Raw genomic sequence first — 20,617 nt, forward strand, 5'->3', positions numbered from 1 at the left:
TCGACAGGTTGCGGGCTTGAGTCGGTTTCGTCCGCATCGATCATGCTCTAGGGTTTCCTCGGCGCTGTCGGACGCCCGCGTAGAGATCGAGTTTTTGAGCTTATGAAGTCTCCCAAACGGCCGCCGCTGAAGCTGACCGACGACGAGGCCGTCGCGCCGGTCGAGCTTTCGACCTCAGACGAAATGCCGGTCGATGAGGCGACACCGTCGCTCGACCCGATCCCCGAGCCTGATTTCGAAATCGTGCAGCCGACGTTCGAGCCGCCAATGTCCGAGCGCCGCCGCCGTCGCCTGCTGGAAGAGCAGCGGCAGGCCGAGGAACGCGCCCTTGCCGCCGAACGGGGCGCCGCCCCCGTCAATGCGAAGCCGACGCCAGAGACTCCTGTCGATATGGCCGTCGCCGTCGGTCAGCCGCCCGCGCCGTTCGAACTGTCCAAACCGCGAGCTGTAAAAACCGTTCAAGCCAAGGCCCAGGCCGAGCCGTCAGGACGCCACGCCTATGTGATTGCGGGCGTCGCCTCGGCTCTGTGGATCGGCGGCGTCGCATCCTGGACCGCTTACGAGTTCGGCGCCGGCGGGGCGGAACTGGATCCGCTGCGGATCGCCATCTACGCCCTGATCGCCCTTGCCCCTGCGGGCCTGGCCATCATGCTGGCCCACGCCCTCCGACAGGGCGCCGGTCTGGCCGCAGAGACCCGTCGCGCCCGGCAACTGGCCGAGGCCCTGGTGGCCCCGACCGCCCTGGCTGCCCAGCAGACCGGCGAGGTGCTTCAGTCGCTACGTTCCGACATCGATCACGCCACCCTGGCGGCGGAACGTGCCCGCAACGATATGGCTCTGCTCCGAGAGGCGCTGGCCCAAGAGACAACGCGGCTGAACGAGGCGGCCGAGAACGCCGGCCGCACTGCGCGTCGTCTCACGGAAAACCTAGGCCGCGAGCGCGACCAGATGCAGACCCTGGGCATCCATCTGGATACGCAGGCGTCGGGCGTCATCGACGCGGTCGAGCGGCAGTCGCGCATGGTCGCCGACGCCTCTGATTTGGCTCAGGCGCAACTTCGCGAAGCCGAGGCCGCCCTCGCCGCCCGCGCCGCCGACCTCGCCGCCGCCGCAGGCGAAGCCCAGGACGCCGCCCGCGTGGCGTCCGACGATCTGGCGCGCCAGACCATCCGACTTGAGAACGCCGGTTCGGGCGTCGCCGAGCAGATCCAGTCCGTCGAGGAAGGCCTCAGCCAGCAGCGCGCCGCCCTGGTCACCGCCGCCTACGCCCTGCGCACCGATCAGGAGGATTTTTCGGCCCAGGTCGAAAGCCAGCGCGCTCAACTGATCGAGCATCTCTCCGCCACGCGCAGCGCCGCGGGCGATCTGGATCGCACCACCCAGACGTCGGTCGAGTCCATGCGCGATCTGGTCGAGGCGGCCACCGACCAGTTCCGCGCTCTCGTCGACATGTCGCAACGCGAGGCCGACGGCTTCGATTCCGCCACCAAGCTCGCCCTGGATCGTTTCGAAGCCTTGGCGGCCGAGGCGCGCGACGCCCTGATGGAAGAGACGCGCCGCGCCCTGGAGCAGATGCGCGCCACGGCCGAAGATTCTCGCGCCGCCGCCGCCGACGCCGCCGAACAGGCGCGTCTGCGCACCGACCGCCTGGGCGAGTCCTTGTTCGACGCGGCCCAGAAGGCCGACACCGCCGCCGACGCCCGTATCGCCGACGCCCGCCGCATCGTCACCGAAACGTCCGGCCTGGTCGAAGAGACCGGCGAGCGGATGGTCAGCCGCCTGGAAACCCTGGTGGCACGTCTCAACAGCGCCTTGTCAGAAATCGACACCGCCGTCGCCGACATCGACGAGCGCGCCGCGCGCCTGCCTCAGGAAGCTCGCGCCCGCGCCGACGCCGTGCGCGCCACTGTCGAGGAAGGCCTGGCCTCCCTTTCCGCCGCCTCGCGCAGGGCGGCCGAGGACACGGAGGCGCTGGATGTCGGCTTCCAGGATCGCGTGCGCCGAAACTACGACATGCTGACCGAGGCCGTGCGTCTGATGGGCGTGGTGTCGGGCGATACGACGCCGGCGCGTCGTCGCGAGCCGGCCGCAGAGATCGAAGCCCGGCCCGAACCTCGTCCCGAGCGCCGGACCGATCGCCCAACGCCTCCCGCCTCGCCGCCCGCCGAGGAGCGCCGGTTTGGTCTGCGCAGTCGCCTGCGGCTCGAGCCCGCAGAGACGCCCCCGCCGGCGACGGACAAGGGCCTGGATTGGAGCGATCTGATCGACGGCGACGACGACAACGAGGCGCCGCTGGAGTTGGACACGCCCTCCCCTTCGCCTGCCGAGGCCGAAGCCCTGTCCGACCGGGTCGCCGCCGCCATTCGGCGCATGGGGGTCGATCCCAACGCCCTTCTGCCCCGCTCGCGCGTCGAAGAGGCCGCCCGCGCCTTCAGCAATGGCGACCCCGACGCCGCGCGTCAGATCGTGCGTCGCGTCGCGCCGGCCGCTGTCCGCAGCGTGTCTCGCCGTGTCCTCAGCGACGCCGAACTGCGCGCCGACGCCGAACGCTATGTCCGCAACTTCGCAGTCATGCTGAACGCTTCCGCCCGCGCTGGAGACAGCGCAGCGGTTCAGTCCAGCCTGGCGTCGGACAGCGGTCGCGCCTTCATGTTGCTGGATGCGGCGGTCGGCGACCTGGGCTGAGACTCTTGCGGACTTGACGGCGTCGGGAAGTTACAGCCTCTTGCACGTCACCGAACTGTCATGGATGGGGCTATGGCTGGCACGATGAACCAAATCGACAGTCGTGCCAGTGGTGATCGCCGCCCTGGCATCATCATCTGCGCATATGACGGCGACGATGACGGTTGGGATCTGGTCGAGGATCTGTCGGGCGAAATCTGGAGCCCCAGCGGGGCCCGCGCTGTGCCCATCGCCGCCGCCGATCCCGACGAGCTCGCCTCGACCCTGGCCGCCCGTCTCGGCAGCGGGGAATGCCGGGCCGTCCTCCTCGTCGGACGCACGCAAAAGGGCGCAGGCTTCCGGGTCCAGATGCGCGCTGAAAACCGCACCCTCGACTACAAGCATCGCCTGTCCAGCACCGGGCCGGGCGTGGCCCGCACCACGGCGCCCGTCGCCGACATGGTTCGCGCCCTGACCGCCGCCGGGCTGCAGGCCGACGCCTCGTCCGACATCGAAGAGGACGCCGGCTCCTACCTGCTCTACCGCGTGCTCTCGGACCTGCCGGATGGTCCGCTGACGCCGTCGATCGGTCTGTTGCGCGCTCCCGCCCCCGCCAACGAAGCGGCGGTGCGCAAGGGCGTCAAGGCCGCCGCCTCGGCCATGGCCAGCCACCTGACGCCGCTGCCGCGCGTCGGTTAACCCTCCTGGGTCGCAGACATCGACGAACTGGCGGTCTAGGGTTTCGAAATGACAGTGAGTCGCAACCTGATCGTCTTCGCCGCCCTGAACGGCGCCCTGGCCGTGGCGCTCGGCGCCTTCGCCGCGCATGGCGCCGGGCCGCAGATCAAGACCCTGCTGACCACCGGCGCCCAGTATCAGATCGTCCACGCCGTCTTCGCCTTCGCCTGCGCCCAATGGACAGGGGGCGGCGGGCTGGCGCGGCTAGCGGGCTGGCTCGGATCGATCGGCGGCCTCATCTTCTGCCTCGCCCTGGCGGCGATCGCCTTTCTCGGCGTGCCGGCGTTCGGCGCCGTGGCCCCGATCGGCGGCCTTCTGATGATCGCCGGTTGGCTCTGCCTGGCCCTTGCGGCCTTGCGTTCTCGCCCCTGATTTCCTCGTAGAAAGACCAAGCATCCATGGCCTTCCCCACGCCCGCCGAGCCGCGTCGTGTGCTCCACCTTGAGATCGAGGCCTATGCCTCGGGTTGGATGCCGACCGAAGGCGTGCATGAAATCTATTACGAGGAGTCCGGCAATCCGCACGGCCTGCCGGTTCTGGTCCTTCACGGCGGACCAGGCGGTGCGGTCAATCCGGGCATGCGCCGCTTCTTCGATCCCGCCGTCTATCGCATCATCATGTTCGACCAGCGCGGCTGTGGTCAGTCGCGGCCCCACGCCTCGCTGGAAGACAACACGACCTGGACCTTGATCGACGACATCGAGCGCCTGCGCGCCCTGTGCGGCGTCGACAAATGGGTGGTGTTCGGCGGGTCTTGGGGTTCGACCCTGTCGATGGCCTACGCCATCACCCATCCTGAGCGGGTCATCGCGCTCTTGCTACGCGGCATCTTCCTGCTGACGAAGAAGGAGTTGCACTGGTTCTATCAGGACGGCGCCTCGATGATCTTCCCCGACGCCTGGGAGCGCTTCATCGCCCCCATCCCCGAGGCCGAGCGCGGCGACCTGATGGCCGCCTATTACAAGCGGCTGATCGGCGACGACGTCGCCGAGCGCGAACGCTGCGCCGTCGCCTGGTCCAGCTGGGAAGGCGAGACCGTCAGCGTCGAGGGGCCCAACGCCCGGCCTGACAAGTTCGCCGAGCCCGACTTCGCCGTCGCCTTCGCCCGGATCGAGAACTGGTTCTTCACCAACGCCGGCTTCTTCGAGGAGGACGGCTGGCTGCTGAAGAATGTGGACCGGATGCGGCATATTCCCTGTTGGATCGCGCAGGGCCGGTTCGACGTGGTGACGCCGATTTCAGGCGCCTGGGCGCTGCATCGCGCCTGGCCCGAGGCGCATCTGGACATCGTCGGCGACGCCGGCCACGCCTCGTCGGAACCCGGGATCGTCGACAGCCTGGTGCGCGCCGCCGACTGGGCTGCAAGCCTTCAGGCATGAAAAAACCGCCGCGCAGGACAGCGCGGCGGCCTTTCCCATTCTGCAGAAATCAGAACCGCTTTGCGGTTCGATTGTCGATGCTCCACGCGCCAGGACCGGCGGTGAAGATGTACAGGAAAATGAAGCAGTACAGGATGGCCGCGTCGCCGCCGTTCACCGCCGGATAGGGGCTGCTGGGGAAGTGGAACATCCAGTAGGCCACGGCCATCTGGCCCGAGGCGATGAAGGCGGCCGGACGCGTGAACAGGCCCAGGATCAGCAACAGGCCCGTGATCAGCTCGATCACCCCGCCGATGCCGAACAACGACAGCAGCTCCTGCTGACCGGGTTCGGCCCCGGCTGGGAAGCCGAAGACCTTGATGACGCCATGCGCCAGGAACAACAGACCGGCGACGATCCTGAGCGCCGCCAGGGCGCGGGAAGACCAGCCATTCACTTGATTGAACATTCTCTTTCCTCGCCTTTTTGATGCGGTTGTTCACGGTCGGATCGGGTCCGACCGTGAAGCTTGATCCGAAAATCAGGCGGCGTCCACCAGCACAATCTCGGCGTCGGACAGCGCCTTGACCGTCACGACATCCTCCTGAGCGATGGCCGCGCCGTCGCGGGCGTTCAGCCGGACGCCATTGACCTCGACCTCGCCCTTTGCCGGGACCAGATAGGCCCGCCGCGCGCCGCCCAGCGGATAGTCGGCGCTGTCGCCCGCCTTCAGCGTCGCCGCCACGATCCGCGCATCGGTGCGGATCGGCAGGGCGTCCTTGTCGCCCTCGAAGCCCGAGGCCAGGACCACGAACTGGCCTGACCGCTCGCCCTTGGGGAAGGGCTTGGTGCCCCAACTCGGCGCGTCGCCGCGACGGGTCGGCTCGATCCAGATCTGGAAGATCCGCGTCAGGTCCGGCTCGGCGTTGTATTCGGCGTGCCGGATGCCGGTTCCGGCGCTCATCACCTGCACATCGCCCGCAATGGTGCGGCCCTTGTTGCCCAGACTGTCCTCATGGGTGATGGCCCCATCGCGGACGTAGGTGATGATCTCCATGTCGGCGTGCGGATGCGGCGGAAAACCCGTTCCGGCGGCGATCTCGTCGTCGTTCCAGACCCGAAGATTGCCCCAGCTCATCCGCTTGGGATCATAGTAGTTGGCGAAGGAGAAATGGTGTTTCGCGTTCAGCCAGCCGTGGTTGGCGCCGCCGAGGGATTCAAATGGTCTGCGCTCGATCATCGCACTCGTCCTTTCGCGTCGGAACCGTCCGACGCCTTTGCTTGACGCCAAGATAGGGATCGGCGACCGATCAGAAATAGAAACAACCGAAACTCATCGTTTCAGGACGCGAGGCCGCCCATGTCCCGCCTGCCCGATCTGGAAGCCCTGGCCATCTTCGCCAAGGTCGCCGACAGCCAATCCTTTTCCAGCGCAGCCGAGGCGCTGGGCTTATCCAAGGCGACCGTGTCCAAGGCTGTGACGCGGCTGGAGCAGCAGCTGAAGACCACCCTGCTCCACCGCACCTCGCGGCGCTTCGCCCTGACCGATGCAGGCCGGACCCTGGCCGCCCGCGCCGCCCACATGTTGGCCGAGGCCGAGGGCGCGGTGTCAGAGGCGCTGGACATGTCCATCACGCCGCGTGGCCTCGTGCGACTGGCGGCGCCCATGTCGTTCGGCATGGCCTATGTGGCCCCGGCCCTGCCCGAGTTCCTCGCCACCCACCCCGACGTATCGGTCGACCTGCATCTGTCGGACGAGGTCATCGATCTGGTCGGCGGCGGCTTCGACTGCGCGCTTAGGATCGCGGCCTTGGCGGACTCATCGCTGACGGCGCGCAAGCTGCGGCCTGTGGCCCGCGCCCTGGTGGCCTCGCCATCCTATCTGGAGCAGCGCGGTCGCCCGACCCATCCCGACGATCTGGCCCGTCACGCCTGCCTCGGCTACGCCTACATGCCCAGTCCCGACACCTGGCGGTTCAGCAATGAGGCGGGTGAAGAAGTGGTGGTGCATCCGCGCGGGCCGTTGCGCGCCAACAACTCCGACGCCCTGACGGCGTCCTTGTGTGCGGGGCTGGGGCTCTTTCCCCAGCCGGACTTCATCTACTGGAAGGACGTCGCCGATGGCCATCTCGAGACGGTGATGACCGACTGGCGGCTGCCGCCCATCGCCCTGCATCTGGTGGCGCCCAGCGGCGGACCGCGTCCGGCCAGGGTCACGACTTTCATGGACTATCTGGCGGCGAAATTCAGCGGACCGCTGTGGCCGGGCGATACGGTGGGGCGCTAACCTTCAGCCGCACTTCACTTCGCGCACGATGTCGGTCGCCTCGTCATAGACGAAGTTCACCCGGTTCTCGCGATAGTCCATGGTCGCGGCGCAGGTGGTGCAGAGCACACGGAACGTCTGGCCGGCCGGCGCGGTCGGGATGGCCGAACGGTTGCGGCCGACATAGCTCTGATAATCCGAAACCTTGCACGCCTTGAAGGCGGCGTCCGATCCGGGCGCAGGCTCGGCGGTCTGGACCGGCGCACAGGCCGACACGGCCAAGGCGCCGGCGGCCATCAGGGTGCTCACGATGATCTTCATGGTCGTCTCCTTGCGTCGGGCTCAGCCGCAGCGGACCTGTTCGATGATGCCGGTCTGTTCGTTATAGAAGATGTTCAGCCGATAGGCGGAGAAGTCCTGCGTCACCGGACAGGTGGTGCAGGTCACGCGCCGATTGACGACATCCACCGGCACCGGGATTTCGGTCCGGGACTTGCCGACCAGATACTGCATCTCGCCGGCCTTGCAGACGTCCTCAGTCTGTGCGGTCGGCATCCGGCTGCCGACGGGCGGGTTCAACTGGGCCTGCTCGACCGCGCGCGGCGCAGGCGCCTCGGAGACCGGCGTCGAACAGCCGGCCAGCAGAACCAGTCCGATCAGGCCGCCTTTTCCCAGCGCCCTTCGTCCGTTTGACGCCAATAGGCCAGGTTCGCGCCCTGGCCCTTCAGCGCCTTCCAGCGTCCCCGCGCATGTTGCAAAGCCGGCTCGTCGCGACCGTCGAAAATAATGAAGCATCGTTCGAACCCTTCCGTGCCGCCCAGTTCTGCGTCGTCGACTATGAACAGCGCCTGAGCGCCGTTCAGGTTCTCGCCCGTCTCGCTCAACAGCACAGGCTGGCGCTCGGCGTGGGGCTGGTCGGCCCGGCCGTGCGGCAGGAAGCTGTCATCGCGAAACGTCCACAACGTCTCGTCGACCTCGTCCAGCCGATGCGAATGCGACGATTTGATCATGGCCCGCCAGCCCCGCTCGATCGTCTTTTCGAGCAGGGTTGGCAGCACCTGATCCAGCGATGAACGCTCCAGGTGATAGAACCAGATTTCGGGCTTTTCGCTCACCCGGCTCTACCTCCCGACCGATCAGCCTTCGTAGGAATCCGCGACCATCCGGTCCAGCGTGCGCACGGCGAAGCCGACGCCGCCTTCCGGCACAGTGGGGCTGGGGCTCTTGTTGGCCCAGGCCGTCGGCGCGATGTCCAGGTGCGCCCACGGCACGCCGTTGGTAAAGCGTTGCAGGAACAGGGCGGCGGTGATCGAGCCGCCGGCGCGGCCGTTGCCGGTGTTCTTCACATCGGCGATCTTGGAATCGATGTGCTGCTCGTAGATGGCCGGGATCGGCATTCGCCAGAAGTTCTCGCCGACCTTCTTGGCCGCCGCCAGGATCGGATCGGCGACATCGTCGGAGTTCGAGAAGACGCCGGCGTAATCCAGGCCCAAGGCCACGATCATGGCGCCAGTCAGGGTGGCCAGGTCGATCATGAACTTCGGCTTGAAACGCTCCTGGGTGTACCAGAGGGCGTCGGCCAGAACGAGGCGACCTTCGGCGTCGGTGTTGATGACCTCCACCGTCTGACCCGACATGGACACGACCACATCGCCCGGACGCTGGGCGTTGCCGTCCGGCATGTTCTCGACCAGGCCCAGAACGCCGATGACGTTGGCCTTGGCCTTGCGGCTGGCCAGGGCGATCATGGTTCCGGTCACGGCGGCGGCGCCGCCCATGTCCCACTTCATGTCTTCCATGCCTTCGGCCGGCTTGATCGAGATGCCGCCGGTGTCGAAGCAGACGCCCTTGCCGACGAAGGCCAGGGGCTGAGCGCCGGCTTCGCCGCCGTTCCACTTCATGATCGCCAGCTGGCTTTCGCGACGGCTGCCCTGGCCCACGCCCAACAGGGTGCGCATGCCCAGCTTCTCCATCTCGGCCTCGCCGAGGATTTCGACTTCAAGGCCCAGGCTCTCCAAGGCCTTCACCCGCTTGGCGAACTCGGCCGGATACAGGACGTTGGCGGGCTCGGACACCAAGTCGCGCGCGAAGATCACGCCGTCGGCCACCGCCGAGAGCGGCTCCAGCGCGGCTTCGGCGCCCCGCAGGTCGCTCGTGACCACGCGGATGGCGGTGATCGACGGAATCTTGTCGGCCTTTTGCGTCGTGCGATATTTGTCGAAGCGATAGGCGGCCAAACGCGCGGCGAACCCGACGCGGGCGGCCTGCTCTGGCGACAGGTCCGATGCGTCGATCGTCAGCACCTCGGCGCCCGACAGCTTGACCGCCGCATAGGCGTTGCCGCCGAAGGCCTCGACCGCCAGATCGTCCAGCTTGTCCTTTGCGCCCGCGCCCACCAGCAGCACGACGTCCGCCTCGATGCCCGACGGCGCGGCGATGCTCAGGCTCTGGCCGGCCTTGCCCGTGAAACGCCCCTTGCCCGCCGCCTTGGTCAGGGCGCCGTTGGCCTTGCCGTCCAGCGCGGTCCCGGCGGCGGTGAAGGTGCGATCTTCAAAAACCGGAACGGCCAGGATTTCGGCGGCGTCCACGGCGGCGACGAATTCGATCTTCATTCAATCAACTCCAGCCAGGCCCCACCCGGCGTCTGCAAACAGCAAAATGACAACGGCGCGTCTGCTTGTCGCGGACGCGCCCTGATGTGCTACTAGATGCGCCTCAATGTCGCCGCCTGCAACCGGGCGAAGTCCATCCGCCCATGACCCTGATTCAAAGATACCTTTTTCGCCAGATCCTGTTTCCTGTGATCGCCGCGTGCGCAGCGCTGGCGGGAATCGGGATTCTGAGCCAGAGCCTCGACCAACTCCAGGTCATTGTGGAGCGGGGTCAGAGCGTGTGGATCATGGTCAAGCTGACCCTGCTCGCCCTGCCGCAACTGCTGTCGGTGATTCTGCCCATCGGCCTTTTCGTCGGCGCCCTGATCGCCCTGACCCGTCTGCAACGCGAGCAGGAGCTGACGGCGGCCTTCGCGGGCGGCATGACCCGGTGGCAGGTCATATCGCCGGCCGCCCGTATCGCCCTGCTGGTCGCCCTGGTCACGCTGCTGGTCAACGTCTTCATTCTGCCCTGGGCGCAGCAGGAGGCGCGGCGCCAGGCGTTCGACATCCGCACCGACCTCGCCGCGCTTCTGGTCGAAGAAGGCCAGTTCGTTCAGGGGCCTGACGGCCTGACCGTCTATGTGCAGCAGATCGAGCAGAACGGACTGCTGAAGAACCTGTTCGTCTATCTGGACGACAAGGACAAGGTCACGACGTGGAACGCGTCGGAGGCGCGTTTCAGCCGCGACGCCGGCGGCATTCCGATCCTGACCATGATCGACGGATCGGCCCAGCGTTACTCGTCGGGCGGCGTGCTGGAGACGCTGTCGTTCGGGCGATACGATTTCTCGCTCGCGCCCTTCGTCGGGGTGACCGACACCATTCGCTACAAGCCGACCGACCTCTATCTGCGCCAGCTGCTGAACCCGACGGCGAAGGTGCTTGAGGTCGCCGGCTCGCGCGGCGAACTGCTGGCGGAGGCGCATTCGCGGCTGGCCTCGCCGCTCTACGCCATGGTCGCCATGGCCCTGGCGCTTTCCGCCATCCTGGGCGGCGCCTTCAGCCGCACCGGCTATACCTTGCGCATCGCCAAGGCGGCGGGCCTGTTCCTGGTCCTGCGCGTCATCGGCTACGGCCTTGTCGCCGCCAGCGCATGGAACAGCTGGATGAACGTGCTCCAGTACGTCGTGCCGATCGTGGCCATCGTCGTCGCCCTGCGGGTTCTGTTCCGCGCGCTGAAGCCGCGTCGCAGCCGAACAACCGCTGCGCTGCGCGATCTGAAGGCCAAGTTCGCATGACCGCCGTCGCCGCCTCCGCCCGTCGCTCGCCGCACATCCCCCGCCTCGGCGGCATCGAACGCTATGTGCTGGTCCAGCAGCTGAAGTCGCTGGGCGTGGCCCTGGCCGTGATCTCGGCCTTGGTCATGCTGATCGACTTCGTCGAGGTCTCGCGCGGCGTCGGCTCGGCCCAGGATCTGTCGGCCGTGCGCATTTTCGGTCTGGTGCTGTTGAAGTCGCCATCGGTGATCGTGCAGTTGATGCCGTTCGTCTTCCTGTTCGGCACCCTGTCGGCCTTCATCAGCCTGAACCGCCGCAGCGAACTGATCGCCATGCGTGCGGCGGGCGTCTCCGCCTGGCGTTTCGTCCTGCCGGCGGCCGGCATGGCCTTCGTGCTGGGCGTTCTGACCGTCACGGTCTTGGGTCCGATGGCCTCTGCCGGCGACGGTCTGTGGCAACGCGAGCGCGCACGGATTTCCGGCACCGCGCCCGGCGGCGATCCCAAGGAGGCGATCTGGCTGCGCGAGGGCGACGATCAGCGTCAGATGATCATCCGCGCCGGCCAGCAGGACCGCGCCAATGCTCGCCTGCTAAACGTTAGCTTCTTCATCTATACGACCGCGCCCGGCGGCGGCCGCACATTCTCCGAACGGATCGACGCCAAGTCGGCCTCGCTGAACGCCGGCAGCTGGCGCCTGACCGACGCTGTCGGCGCCCAGATCGGCCAGCGCGCCGTCACCTATTCCAGCCTGACCCTTGTCTCCAGCCTGGCGGACGACGAGGCCTTCGATCGTTTCGCCCGACCGCAGGCCACGCCCTTCTGGTCGCTGCCGAACCAGATCAGCCGAATCGAGAACGCGGGCTTCACATCCACCGCCTATCGCCTGCGCTTCCAGCAGCTTCTGGCCACGCCCTTGGTATTCGCAGCCATGTCCATCCTGGCCGCCGCCTTTTCGCTGCGGCTGATGCGATTGGGCGACCTGGCGCGCATGAGCGTGGCGGCCGTAGTGCTGGGCTTCGCCTTCTTCTTCCTGAACCAGTTTTCGTCGGCGATGGGATCGGCCGAGGTCGTGGCGCCCTTCGTCGCCGCCTGGCTGCCGCCTGTTCTTACGGCGCTCGCAGCCTTGACCTTGCTGTTCTATACCGAAGACGGCTAATCGGGCGCTCGCTTCTCAGACTACGGATGGCCTATGCAGGGTGACCGGCGCTTCGACGCTTTCAAAGCAAGGCTTCTCGCCGGTGCGGCCCTGGTCGCCTGCGCGCCCTTGGCGACGCCCGCATGGGCGCAAACGACCCCGCCAGCCGCAGCCGCGCCTTCCGACGGCCTGCCGCCCGAAGCGGTCTATGTCGATGCCGACAATGCGCGTCGCGAAGGCGACAACATCATCGTCAGCGGCACGCCCGAGAACCGCGCCTATGTCCGCACGCGCGGTCATGTGCTGCGCGGCGAGAACCTGTCCTATGATCTGAACGCCGGCTCGGCGACGGCCGAAGGCCGCGTCGAGGCCATCGCGCCCGATGGCACCGTGGTCTATGCCAGCCGTCTCGAGCTGGATGAAAACCTGGAGACCGGCGTCGCCGTGGATTTCGCCACGCGTCTGGCCAACGGCGCCAGTCTGATGGCCGCAACGGCTGTGCGTCGCAGCGAGAACGTCAGCGAGCTGAACTACGCCCGCTTCACCCCCTGCCCGATCTGCGACGATGGCGGTCCCAAGACGCCGACCATCTCGATCCAGGCGGAGAAGGTGACGCAGGACGAGCAACTTCGCGCGATCCTTTATCGTAACGCCGTCTTCTATATCGGCCCGGTGCCCGTCTTCTACACGCCCTTCTTCGCCCACCCCGATCCCTCGGTGGAACGGGCCTCGGGCTTCCTGGTGCCCATCGTCAACTATGACGAGGGTCGCGGCGTCTCCGTCGAGTTTCCCTATCTGCATGTCGTGTCGCCGTCCGAGGACTGGCTGATCAGCCCGCAGATCAACACCAGGGTCGCGCCGCTGCTGAACCTGCAATGGCGGCGACGGTTCGCCAACGGAATGATCGTGGCGCGAGGTGGCTATACCTACGAGCGCGAGTTCGGCGACTTCGATCGGGACGGCGACGGCGATTTCGAAAGCAACGTCAAGTTCGGCGACCGCGAGCATCGCAGCTATCTGCTGTCGCACGGCGAGTTTGATCCCGACGGCCCGTGGCGGTTCGGCTTCACGGCCGAGCGCACCTCGGACAAGACGCTGTTCGACCGCTATGACGTGCGCTCTCCGTATCAGGACAACGGCCTGTATTACGGCGACCGCCGTCGTCTGATCAGCCAGATCTACGCGGAACATCAGACCGATCGGTCCTATGTTTCGGTCGCGGCCTTCTCGATCCAGAGCCTGCGCCTGAACCCGGCCTTCGCCGCGACGGACTTCCGCGACGCCAACGGCTTCAAGGTGTTCGAGGACGACGACACCCTGCCCTTCGTCGCTCCGCTGATCGATGCCCGCTGGGAGCCGCGCGAACTGGTCTTCGGCGGCCGGCTGCGCTTGAAGGGTTCGGCCGTTTCTCTCTACCGCGACGCTTTCGTCGGCGCGCCGATCCTGAACCCGGAGATCGTCCCGCCCGTCACGACAGGTCTGGCCGGCGTGGACAGCCGCCGCATCACAGGCCAGGTGGAATGGCGACGGGCGATCATCCTTCCTGTCGGCATACGGGTGGAGCCGTTCGTCGATACGCGCGTCGATCTCTATTCCATGTCCGATCTGCCGCCGATGATGGGCGTTGACAGCGACGAGACGGTCAGCCGGTCCCGGTTCAGCGCGGGCTTGGACGTCACCTATCCCCTGATCAAACGCATCGCCGACGCCGACATCATCCTGGAGCCGGTGGGTCAGTTCTCGGTCTCCAACAAGGTCAGCTTGGACCGCCGTATTCCGATCGAGGACTCCCAGGTCCTGGAACTGGACGAGTCGTCCTTGTTCCGCATGGATCGCTTCTCCGGCTACGATCTGCTGGAAGGCGGCGCGCGCGTGACGGCGGGCGGTCGCGCCACTATCCGCTGGGCCGAAGGTCGTAAGGCCAGCCTGTTCGTGGGACGCAGCTATCGTTTCGACCAGCAAGACGACTTCCGTACGTCGATTCCCGACGATCCCGCGCGTCTCTATGACCCGACAGGTCTGGCCTCCGAGACCTCGGATTGGGTGGTCCAGGGCGACTTCTCGCCGTCGGATCGCATCCGCAGCTGGTTCCACGCCACGGTCGACGGTTCGGGTGAGGTGCGCCGCGCCGAGGCGGCGCTGGACGGTCGTTGGGGCCGCCGCAACCTGGCGACCGTCAGCTACATTCTGGATCAGTCGAACCCCGTCGACGGGCCGCTGAACCGCAACTACGAGTTCGTCCAGTTGGCCGGCCAGCAGTTCGTCTTCCAGAACTGGGGCTTCACCGTCGCCGGCATCGCCGATCTGGACCAGAACGAGATCACGCGATCCGAAGTCGGCGTGCTGTTCGACGACGACTGCCTGCGGTTCGAACTGGGTTATCGGCGCGACAACACCCGCGCCCGGCCCGGCGGCCCGTCGGAAGGCATCTATGTGCGCCTAAACCTCGCCACTTTCGGAGGTTCAGGTTATGGACAGGGCGATATGCGTTGAGCATGACGCTTTACGGGGCGCGACCGCCTGCCGGCCTGGCTGGCGGACCGCTGTGAGGAATCAGGACGACCAATGGGTTTGATGCGTTATTCGACGGGGGCTGCGCTCGCGGCAGTCCTCCTCGCCGGTTCGGCCTATGCCCAGACGGCGCCCGCTCCGGCACAGACCCCCACGCCCGCGCAGGGCCCCGCGGCCGGCGCGCCGAATCCTGCGGCTGAAGAGGCGCCGACGACGGCGCGCGCCGAGCCTCAGTTCGAAATGGCCGACGGCATCGTCGCCACGGTCAACGACAAGATCATCACCGGCTATGACCTGCGTCAGCGCATGCTGATGCTGATCGCCTCGTCGCAGGTCCAGCCGACCGAGCAGAACCTGCCCGCCATTCAGCAGGCCGCCCTGAACGCCCTGATCGAGGATCGCCTCAAGGATCAGGAGATGGCCAAGTTCGAGAGCCTGAAGGTCACGGACGAGGAAGTCGACGGCGAGATCGCCGAAATGGCCCGCGCCGCAGGCACGACGCCGCAGGCCTATCTGCAGTTCCTGCAACAGGGCGGCATCCAGCCCGCCGCCTTCCGCGACAATCTGCGCACCCAGATCGGCTGGAGCCAGCTGATCCCGGGCCGCTTCAACAGCCGCGCCCGCGCCAGCACCCTTCAGGTCGATCAGGAAGTCCGTCGGCTGAACGAGGCGGCCTCCAAGCCCCAGTTCCTGCTCGGGGAAATCTACATCGACGCCGCCCGCGTCGGCGGCGCGCAGGCAGCCTTGAACGGCGCCCGCCAGCTGGTGCAGCAGATCATCCAGGGCGCGCCGTTCCAGGCCGTCGCTCAGCAATTCTCCGCCGCCCCCTCGGCCAGCGCCCGCGTCCCAGGCGATGCGGGCTGGGTCGTAAAGGACTCGCTCCAGCCGGCTGTGCAGTCAGTGCTGGAACAGCTCCAGCCGGGCCAGCTGTCCAACCCCATCGTCGTCGATGGCGGCGTCTACATCCTCTACCTCCGCGACAAGCGTGACGGCGCCTCGACCAGCCTGGTTTCGCTGAAACAGGTCATGGTCGAACTGCCTGAAACCGCATCGGAGGCCGATGTCGCGGCCGCGACCGCCAAGCTGGAAGGTCTGCGCAACGGCCTGACGTGCGACAACATCATCTCCCAGGCCCGCGCGACCCAGGGCGTCCTTGGCGCTGACCTCGGCGAATCCGATGTCGCCAACCTGGCGCCCCAGTTCCAGCAGTTCGCGCGCACCGGCGAAATCGGCTCGGTCTCGACGCCGATCCGCACCCCGCTGGGCCTGCACCTGGTCGCCGTCTGCGGTCGTCGCGTCGGCGGGCCGGAAGCGCCGAACCGTCAGCAGGTCGAAAACCGTCTGCGCGCCCAGAACCTAGCCGTGCTGGAGCGCCGCTATCTGCGCGACCTGCGCAGCGACGCCCTGATCGAGTTCAAATGAGCCCAGCGGTCGCGCCTCTGGTTCTGACGCTGGGCGAACCCGCCGGCGTCGGGCCGGAGATCGTGGCCGCCGCCTGGAAAGCGTTGCGCGCCGACCAGACGGCCTTCGCCGTCATCGGCGACGCCGCGCTGTTGCGCTTGCAAGGCGTTGCTGTGGCCGAAGTCGGGGCTCCCGGCGATGCTCGTGATCTGTTTGGGTCCGCCCTTCCCGTCATCCATCGCCCCCTCCCCGCGCCGGTCCTGGTCGGGTTGCCCGATCCGGCCAATGCCTCAGCCGTCGCGGACGGCATCGAGGAGGCGGTCAGCTTCGCCTTGTCCGGCGAGGCGTCCGGCGTCGTCACCGCCCCGATCGCCAAGGCGCCGATGTACGCCTCGGGCTTTCGCTTTCCCGGCCATACCGAGTTCATCGCCGAACTGACGGCCGATGCGCCATACGCCGGTACGCGCGGCCCGGTGATGATGCTGACGGCCCAGAATCTGCGCGCCTGCCTCGTCACTATTCACGTCGCCCTGGATCAGGTGCCGGAACTAGTCACGGCTGAGCGTGTCGCCCGCACCGCCCGCGTTGTCCACGAAAGCCTGAAACGCGACTTCGCCATCGCCCACCCGCGCCTGGCCATGGCGGCGCTGAATCCCCACGCGGGCGAAGGCGGCGCCTTGGGCCTGCAGGAACGCGACATCCTGATCCCCGTCGCCGAACAGCTTCGCGCCGAGGGGATCGACATCACCGACCCCAGACCGGCCGACACGATGTTCCATGACGAGGCGCGCGCGACCTATGACGCGGCCATCTGCATGTACCACGACCAGGCCCTGATCCCGGTCAAGACGCTGGACTTCTGGGGCGGGGTCAATGTCTCCCTCGGCCTGCCGATCATCCGCACCTCGCCCGATCACGGGACCGGCTTCGACATCGCCGGCAAGGGCGTCGCGCGTGCAGACAGCCTGATCGCCGCCATTCGCCTGGCATCTGAGATGGCGGCGGCCCGCGCCGCGCGCTAACAGGGCGTGTGACCGACCTTCCCTCCCTCCGCGAAACCCTCGACGCCCACGGCCTTTCGGCCAAGAAGAGCTTCGGCCAGCATTTCCTGCTGGACCTGAACGTCACTCGCAAGATCGTGCGTCTGGCCGGTCCGTTCGAGGGCCGCGCCGTGATCGAGGTCGGCCCCGGTCCCGGCGGCCTGACCCGCGCCCTGCTGGAATCCGACGCCGGCCCCGTGATCTTGGTGGAAAAGGATCCGCGCTTCATTCCCTTGCTGACCGAACTGGACGACGGCTCCGGCCGTCTGACCATCGTCGAAGCCGATGCGCTGAAGGTGAAGGAGGCCGATCTGGTCTCAGGCCCGACCCATCTGGTGTCCAACCTGCCCTACAATGTCGGCACTCCTCTGCTGATTAAATGGCTGACCGGCCCGTGGCTGCCCCACAGCCTGACCCTGATGTTCCAGAAGGAAGTCGCCGAACGCGTCGCCGCAGGGCCAGGCGAGGACGCCTACGGCCGTCTGGCCGTGATTGCCCAGGCCGTCTGCACCGCCCGCATCGTCATGCATCTGCCCGCCGCCGCCTTTACCCCTCCGCCCAAGGTGGCTTCGGCCGTCGTCCATCTGGTTCCGCTGGATGAGCGGCCGTCGCCGGAACGCCTGAAAAAGCTGGAATGCGTCACCGCCGCCGCCTTCGGCCAACGCCGCAAGATGCTGCGCTCCAGCCTGAAACAACTGGGCGCCGCCGCCCTGTGCGAGGCCGCTGGCATTGAGCCCGACGCCCGCGCCGAAACCATCGACGTCGCGGGCTTCCTGCGACTGGCGGACGCCCTTCAATGACCGTCGAACCCTTCCGCGCCATCTCCGTCAGCCGGCTGGCGCACCAGCTCAAGAGCGAAGGCCGGTCGATCATCCATATGGAGTTCGGCCAGCCCTCCACAGGCGCGCCCGCAGCCGCCATCGCGAAAGCGCATCAGGTGCTGGACGCCGACGCGATGGGCTATTGGGAAAGTCCCGATCTGCGCGCCCGCATCGCGCGCCTGTACGACGAGCGGTACGGCGTCGCCGTCGATCCCAACCGCATCCTGCTGACCTGCGGCGCCTCCCCGGCCCTGGTGCTGGCGCTCAGCACCCTGTTCAAGCCCGGCGATCGGATCGCCCTGGCCCGGCCCGGTTACGTCGCCTATCGCAACACCCTGCGGGCCCTGCATCTTGAGCCGGTCGAAATCGCCTGCGGTCCCGACACCCGATTCCAGCTCACCGCCGCCCAGCTTCAGGCGCTGGATCCCGCCCCTGCCGGCGTCATCATCGCCAGCCCCGCCAATCCGACCGGCACCATCATCCCGGACGCCGAGCTGGCCGCCATCGCCGAGGTCTGCCGCGCGCGAAACATCGCCATCATCTCGGACGAGATCTACCACGGCCTCAGCTATGTCGGCCCGACGCCTTCGATGCTGCAGTTTGCGCCTGACGCCGTGGTCATCAACAGCTTCTCCAAATATTGGAGCATGGCGGGCTGGCGCCTCGGCTGGCTGCTGGTTCCGGAAACGCGGATCGACGCCGCCCGCGCCTATATCGGCAACATGTTCCTGACGCCTCCCAGCCTCAGCCAGCATGCCGGTCTGGTCGCCATGGACGCGATCGATGAGCTGGAAGGCCATATCCAGACCTACGCCCGCAACCGCCAGCTGATGCTAGACGCTCTGCCCGCGCTGGGTCTGCGCAAGATCGCGCCCCCCGACGGCGCCTTCTACATCTGGGCTGACATCGGCCATCTGACGAACGACAGCGTGGCCTTCTGCGAGCAATTGCTGCGCGACACCGGCGTCGCCACCGCGCCCGGCGTCGACTTCGACCCTGTCGAAGGCCACCATTTCATCCGTTTCAGCTTCGCCGTCTCGACCCCCGAGATCGAAGACGCCTTGAGCCGCCTGCGTCCCTGGTTCGCGGCCCTGGCTTAAGCCGCCTTCGCCGGCGCCGCCGTCGATGTCGCCCGGTGCAAGGCGTCGTAGAGCTTCTTCGGCTCCAGCGGCTTGGCCAACCAGTCCGTCATACCGGCCGCATAGCAGGCCTGCACCTGTTCGGCTTCCGTGCCCGCGCTGAACCCGATCACAGGGGCGTCCGCATTGGGCCCGTCCGACGCACGCAAGCGCCGTGTCGTCTCGTTGCCGTCGATGCCCGGCATATTCACATCCATCAGCACCACATCGAACGCCTTCTCGGACAGCAGCGCCAGCGCCAGATGGCCGTCCGAGGCCGTGGTCAGATCGACGTTCAAGGGCTGAAGCACGAGCGCGATGGTTCGGCGATTGATCTCGTGATCGTCCACGGCCAGCACGCGAAGCCGCCGGGCCAGAACGGGCGCCGCCGTCTCGTGCCCGTCCAAAGCCTGCGTCGGCTGACCCGCCGGCAGATCGACACATAGGGTAAAGGCCGCCCCCTGCCCCGCCTTGCTCTCGACCGTCAGGTCGCCGCCCATCAACCGCGCCAGCTCCCGACTGACGGTCAGGCCTAGGCCCGTGCCGCCATAGGTGCGCGCCACCTCGGCCGACCCCTGTGCGAAGGGGGTGAACAGCCGGTTCATCGCGTCTGGCGCAATGCCGGCGCCCTGGTCGATGACGGTCAGGGTCAGACAGTGCTTCCCGTCACCACGCGGCGCTGACGCTTCAAGACGGATCGCGCCCGACGGTGTGAACTTGATCGCGTTGGACACAAGGTTGTTGATGATCTGGCGCAGGCGATAGGGGTCTCCGCGCAGCCACACCGCCTCGCTGTCCACGCCCGACATGTCCAGCGTCAGTCCCTTGTCCGCCGCCGGCGCCGCCCAGAACCGCACCGTATCGCGCATCAAATCGCCGAGCTCGAAGTCGCGGCTTTCCATCGCCATCGCCCCGGCCTCCATCTTGGAGTGGTCCAGCAGATCGTTCAGCATGCCGGTCATCAATCGTCCGGCGTCGATGATCAGGTCGGCCGTCTCCTGGCGGTGCTCCGGCGACTTGCCATCACGAATGACATGGGCGCCGGCCAGGATGGCGCTGACGGGCGTGCGCAGTTCGTGGCTGACGATCGCCGCCATCGCCGCACGATCGGCCATGGCCGCCTGCGCCTGCTCCAGCCGCGTTTCCGCTTCCGCCCGGGATTTCACCTCGGCTTCGCGTGATCCGTGCACGCGCCAATAGATGTTCAGCACCATGCCGACGAACAGGATGGCGGACAGGGTCATGACCACGACCCCGCGGGTATCACCCTGGATCACCTTGATCGCCGGCATCAAGGCCAGCGCCGCCAGATAAGGGCTGCCGCCGATGAAGAAGATCCGACGCGAGGCGATGCCGGACGCGACATTGGTCAATAGCCCGCCCGCCATCGTCAGGGCGGCGAGCGTCACCAGCGCTGGATGGTTGGTGGACCAGACCATCAGGGCCATCGCGGCATAGGTCGTCGCCATCACGGTGGTGGACGCCAGAGCGACAAACACGGACAGCGGGCTCTGCGACGCTTCGGCGCGTCTGAACGGCGCCATGGCCCACAGTTCGAACGCCTGAACCAGAACCGCGACCGCCAGCCACAGCGGGACCCATCGCAGCATTCCAGCTTCGTTCATGGCCCAACCGACCAAGGCGGCCAGCAAAAGCCTGACCGGGACCTGCCTGACCCTCTCCTTGGCGCTGA

Annotated in this window: 19 protein-coding genes; 12 read left to right on the forward strand and 7 right to left on the reverse strand. The window is 67.2% G+C overall.

Annotated features, from left to right (window positions below):
• Positions 1-102: 102 nt before the first annotated feature.
• The 4 genes from BLR19_RS03405 (at position 103) to pip (ending at position 4,781) form a co-directional block, all read left to right on the forward strand.
• Positions 103-2,685: a tipN gene (locus BLR19_RS03405; protein WP_091747200.1), complete on the forward strand. Its 2,583-nt coding sequence runs from the start codon at positions 103-105 to the stop codon at positions 2,683-2,685.
• Positions 2,686-2,769: 84 nt separating this feature from the next.
• Entirely contained in the window at positions 2,770-3,363 is a 594-nt protein-coding gene (locus BLR19_RS03410; protein ID WP_197458473.1) for a C15 family peptidase, read from the forward strand.
• A 48-nt stretch (positions 3,364-3,411) separates the two neighbouring features.
• The gene (locus BLR19_RS03415) at positions 3,412-3,774 is read left to right on the forward strand and encodes a DUF423 domain-containing protein (RefSeq protein ID WP_091747203.1); all 363 of its coding nucleotides are present in this window, start codon (positions 3,412-3,414) and stop codon (positions 3,772-3,774) included.
• Between the two features lie 26 nt (positions 3,775-3,800).
• Positions 3,801-4,781, forward strand: a complete 981-nt coding sequence (pip, locus tag BLR19_RS03420; RefSeq protein ID WP_091747205.1) for a prolyl aminopeptidase — start codon at positions 3,801-3,803, stop codon at positions 4,779-4,781.
• A gap of 49 nt (positions 4,782-4,830) precedes the next feature.
• On the opposite strand, the gene BLR19_RS03425 is transcribed toward pip, so the two are convergent.
• Positions 4,831-5,229: a DoxX family protein gene (locus BLR19_RS03425; protein ID WP_055755196.1), complete on the reverse strand. Its 399-nt coding sequence runs from the start codon at positions 5,227-5,229 to the stop codon at positions 4,831-4,833.
• Between the two features lie 72 nt (positions 5,230-5,301).
• Complete coding sequence (locus BLR19_RS03430) at positions 5,302-6,000, reverse strand: pirin family protein (protein ID WP_091747208.1); 699 nt, start codon at positions 5,998-6,000, stop codon at positions 5,302-5,304.
• A 120-nt stretch (positions 6,001-6,120) separates the two neighbouring features.
• Here BLR19_RS03430 and BLR19_RS03435 point away from each other — a divergent pair, with 120 nt between their 5' ends.
• Positions 6,121-7,047, forward strand: coding sequence for a LysR family transcriptional regulator (locus BLR19_RS03435; protein ID WP_091747211.1), 927 nt, complete (start codon positions 6,121-6,123; stop codon positions 7,045-7,047).
• A gap of 3 nt (positions 7,048-7,050) precedes the next feature.
• Here BLR19_RS03435 and BLR19_RS03440 read toward each other — a convergent pair whose 3' ends face one another.
• Genes BLR19_RS03440 through BLR19_RS03455 form a run of 4 tightly spaced genes read right to left on the reverse strand, consistent with a single transcriptional unit; the run spans position 7,051 to position 9,638 of the window.
• Positions 7,051-7,347, reverse strand: a complete 297-nt coding sequence (locus BLR19_RS03440; RefSeq protein ID WP_091747214.1) for a hemolysin — start codon at positions 7,345-7,347, stop codon at positions 7,051-7,053.
• Positions 7,348-7,368: 21 nt separating this feature from the next.
• On the reverse strand, positions 7,369-7,725 hold the full coding sequence (locus tag BLR19_RS14755; protein ID WP_174085785.1) for a hypothetical protein: 357 nt from the start codon (positions 7,723-7,725) through the stop codon (positions 7,369-7,371).
• Entirely contained in the window at positions 7,683-8,141 is a 459-nt protein-coding gene (locus BLR19_RS03450) for a DNA polymerase III subunit chi (protein ID WP_045811270.1), read from the reverse strand. Before BLR19_RS03450 ends, BLR19_RS14755 begins: the two co-directional genes overlap by 43 nt.
• 21 nt (positions 8,142-8,162) lie before the next feature.
• Positions 8,163-9,638 (reverse strand): leucyl aminopeptidase, encoded by a 1,476-nt coding sequence (locus tag BLR19_RS03455; RefSeq protein WP_091747217.1) that lies wholly within the window; start codon positions 9,636-9,638, stop codon positions 8,163-8,165.
• 143 nt (positions 9,639-9,781) lie between these two features.
• On the opposite strand from BLR19_RS03455, the gene BLR19_RS03460 reads away from it, so the two are divergent.
• The 7 genes from BLR19_RS03460 (at position 9,782) to BLR19_RS03490 (ending at position 18,906) form a co-directional block, all read left to right on the forward strand.
• Positions 9,782-10,918: an LptF/LptG family permease gene (locus BLR19_RS03460; RefSeq protein WP_091747220.1), complete on the forward strand. Its 1,137-nt coding sequence runs from the start codon at positions 9,782-9,784 to the stop codon at positions 10,916-10,918.
• A complete protein-coding gene (lptG, locus tag BLR19_RS03465; protein WP_066551676.1) occupies positions 10,915-12,054 on the forward strand; it encodes an LPS export ABC transporter permease LptG in 1,140 nt (379 codons plus the stop codon). The genes BLR19_RS03460 and lptG overlap by 4 nt, the downstream gene beginning before the upstream one ends.
• A 33-nt stretch (positions 12,055-12,087) precedes the next feature.
• Positions 12,088-14,526 carry an LPS-assembly protein LptD gene (locus BLR19_RS03470; protein WP_091747223.1) on the forward strand — a complete coding sequence of 813 codons (2,439 nt, stop codon included), beginning with the start codon at positions 12,088-12,090 and terminating at the stop codon, positions 14,524-14,526.
• 72 nt (positions 14,527-14,598) lie between these two features.
• The gene (locus tag BLR19_RS03475) at positions 14,599-15,966 is read left to right on the forward strand and encodes a peptidylprolyl isomerase (protein ID WP_255366413.1); all 1,368 of its coding nucleotides are present in this window, start codon (positions 14,599-14,601) and stop codon (positions 15,964-15,966) included.
• A complete protein-coding gene (gene pdxA, locus BLR19_RS03480) occupies positions 15,963-16,967 on the forward strand; it encodes a 4-hydroxythreonine-4-phosphate dehydrogenase PdxA (protein WP_091747226.1) in 1,005 nt (334 codons plus the stop codon). Before BLR19_RS03475 ends, pdxA begins: the two co-directional genes overlap by 4 nt.
• 8 nt (positions 16,968-16,975) lie before the next feature.
• Entirely contained in the window at positions 16,976-17,785 is an 810-nt protein-coding gene (gene rsmA / locus BLR19_RS03485) for a 16S rRNA (adenine(1518)-N(6)/adenine(1519)-N(6))-dimethyltransferase RsmA (protein WP_091747229.1), read from the forward strand.
• Positions 17,782-18,906, forward strand: a complete 1,125-nt coding sequence (locus BLR19_RS03490; protein ID WP_091747232.1) for a pyridoxal phosphate-dependent aminotransferase — start codon at positions 17,782-17,784, stop codon at positions 18,904-18,906. The genes rsmA and BLR19_RS03490 overlap by 4 nt, the downstream gene beginning before the upstream one ends.
• Here the strand turns inward: BLR19_RS03490 and BLR19_RS03495 are convergent.
• Positions 18,903-20,534, reverse strand: a complete 1,632-nt coding sequence (locus tag BLR19_RS03495) for an ATP-binding protein (RefSeq protein ID WP_255366415.1) — start codon at positions 20,532-20,534, stop codon at positions 18,903-18,905. The genes BLR19_RS03490 and BLR19_RS03495 overlap by 4 nt on opposite strands.
• Positions 20,535-20,617 lie beyond the last annotated feature (83 nt).

Origin of the sequence: Brevundimonas sp. 374 (assembly GCF_900102995.1) — a bacterium.
GTDB classification, from domain to species: Bacteria; Pseudomonadota; Alphaproteobacteria; order Caulobacterales; family Caulobacteraceae; genus Brevundimonas; species Brevundimonas vesicularis_C.

Coding starts and splice junctions, on each gene's coding strand:
- BLR19_RS03475 (WP_255366413.1), top strand. CDS start 14,599: ATGGGTTTGATGCGTTATTCGACGGGGGCTGCGCTCGCGGCAGTCCTC.
- BLR19_RS03435 (WP_091747211.1), top strand. CDS start 6,121: ATGTCCCGCCTGCCCGATCTGGAAGCCCTGGCCATCTTCGCCAAGGTC.
- pip (WP_091747205.1), top strand. CDS start 3,801: ATGGCCTTCCCCACGCCCGCCGAGCCGCGTCGTGTGCTCCACCTTGAG.
- BLR19_RS03440 (WP_091747214.1), bottom strand. CDS start 7,347: ATGAAGATCATCGTGAGCACCCTGATGGCCGCCGGCGCCTTGGCCGTG.
- BLR19_RS03455 (WP_091747217.1), bottom strand. CDS start 9,638: ATGAAGATCGAATTCGTCGCCGCCGTGGACGCCGCCGAAATCCTGGCC.
- BLR19_RS03495 (WP_255366415.1), bottom strand. CDS start 20,534: ATGCTGCGATGGGTCCCGCTGTGGCTGGCGGTCGCGGTTCTGGTTCAG.
- BLR19_RS03460 (WP_091747220.1), top strand. CDS start 9,782: ATGACCCTGATTCAAAGATACCTTTTTCGCCAGATCCTGTTTCCTGTG.
- lptG (WP_066551676.1), top strand. CDS start 10,915: ATGACCGCCGTCGCCGCCTCCGCCCGTCGCTCGCCGCACATCCCCCGC.
- BLR19_RS03430 (WP_091747208.1), bottom strand. CDS start 6,000: ATGATCGAGCGCAGACCATTTGAATCCCTCGGCGGCGCCAACCACGGC.
- pdxA (WP_091747226.1), top strand. CDS start 15,963: ATGAGCCCAGCGGTCGCGCCTCTGGTTCTGACGCTGGGCGAACCCGCC.
- BLR19_RS03415 (WP_091747203.1), top strand. CDS start 3,412: ATGACAGTGAGTCGCAACCTGATCGTCTTCGCCGCCCTGAACGGCGCC.
- BLR19_RS03410 (WP_197458473.1), top strand. CDS start 2,770: ATGAACCAAATCGACAGTCGTGCCAGTGGTGATCGCCGCCCTGGCATC.
- BLR19_RS03470 (WP_091747223.1), top strand. CDS start 12,088: ATGCAGGGTGACCGGCGCTTCGACGCTTTCAAAGCAAGGCTTCTCGCC.
- BLR19_RS03425 (WP_055755196.1), bottom strand. CDS start 5,229: ATGTTCAATCAAGTGAATGGCTGGTCTTCCCGCGCCCTGGCGGCGCTC.
- BLR19_RS03405 (WP_091747200.1), top strand. CDS start 103: ATGAAGTCTCCCAAACGGCCGCCGCTGAAGCTGACCGACGACGAGGCC.
- BLR19_RS03490 (WP_091747232.1), top strand. CDS start 17,782: ATGACCGTCGAACCCTTCCGCGCCATCTCCGTCAGCCGGCTGGCGCAC.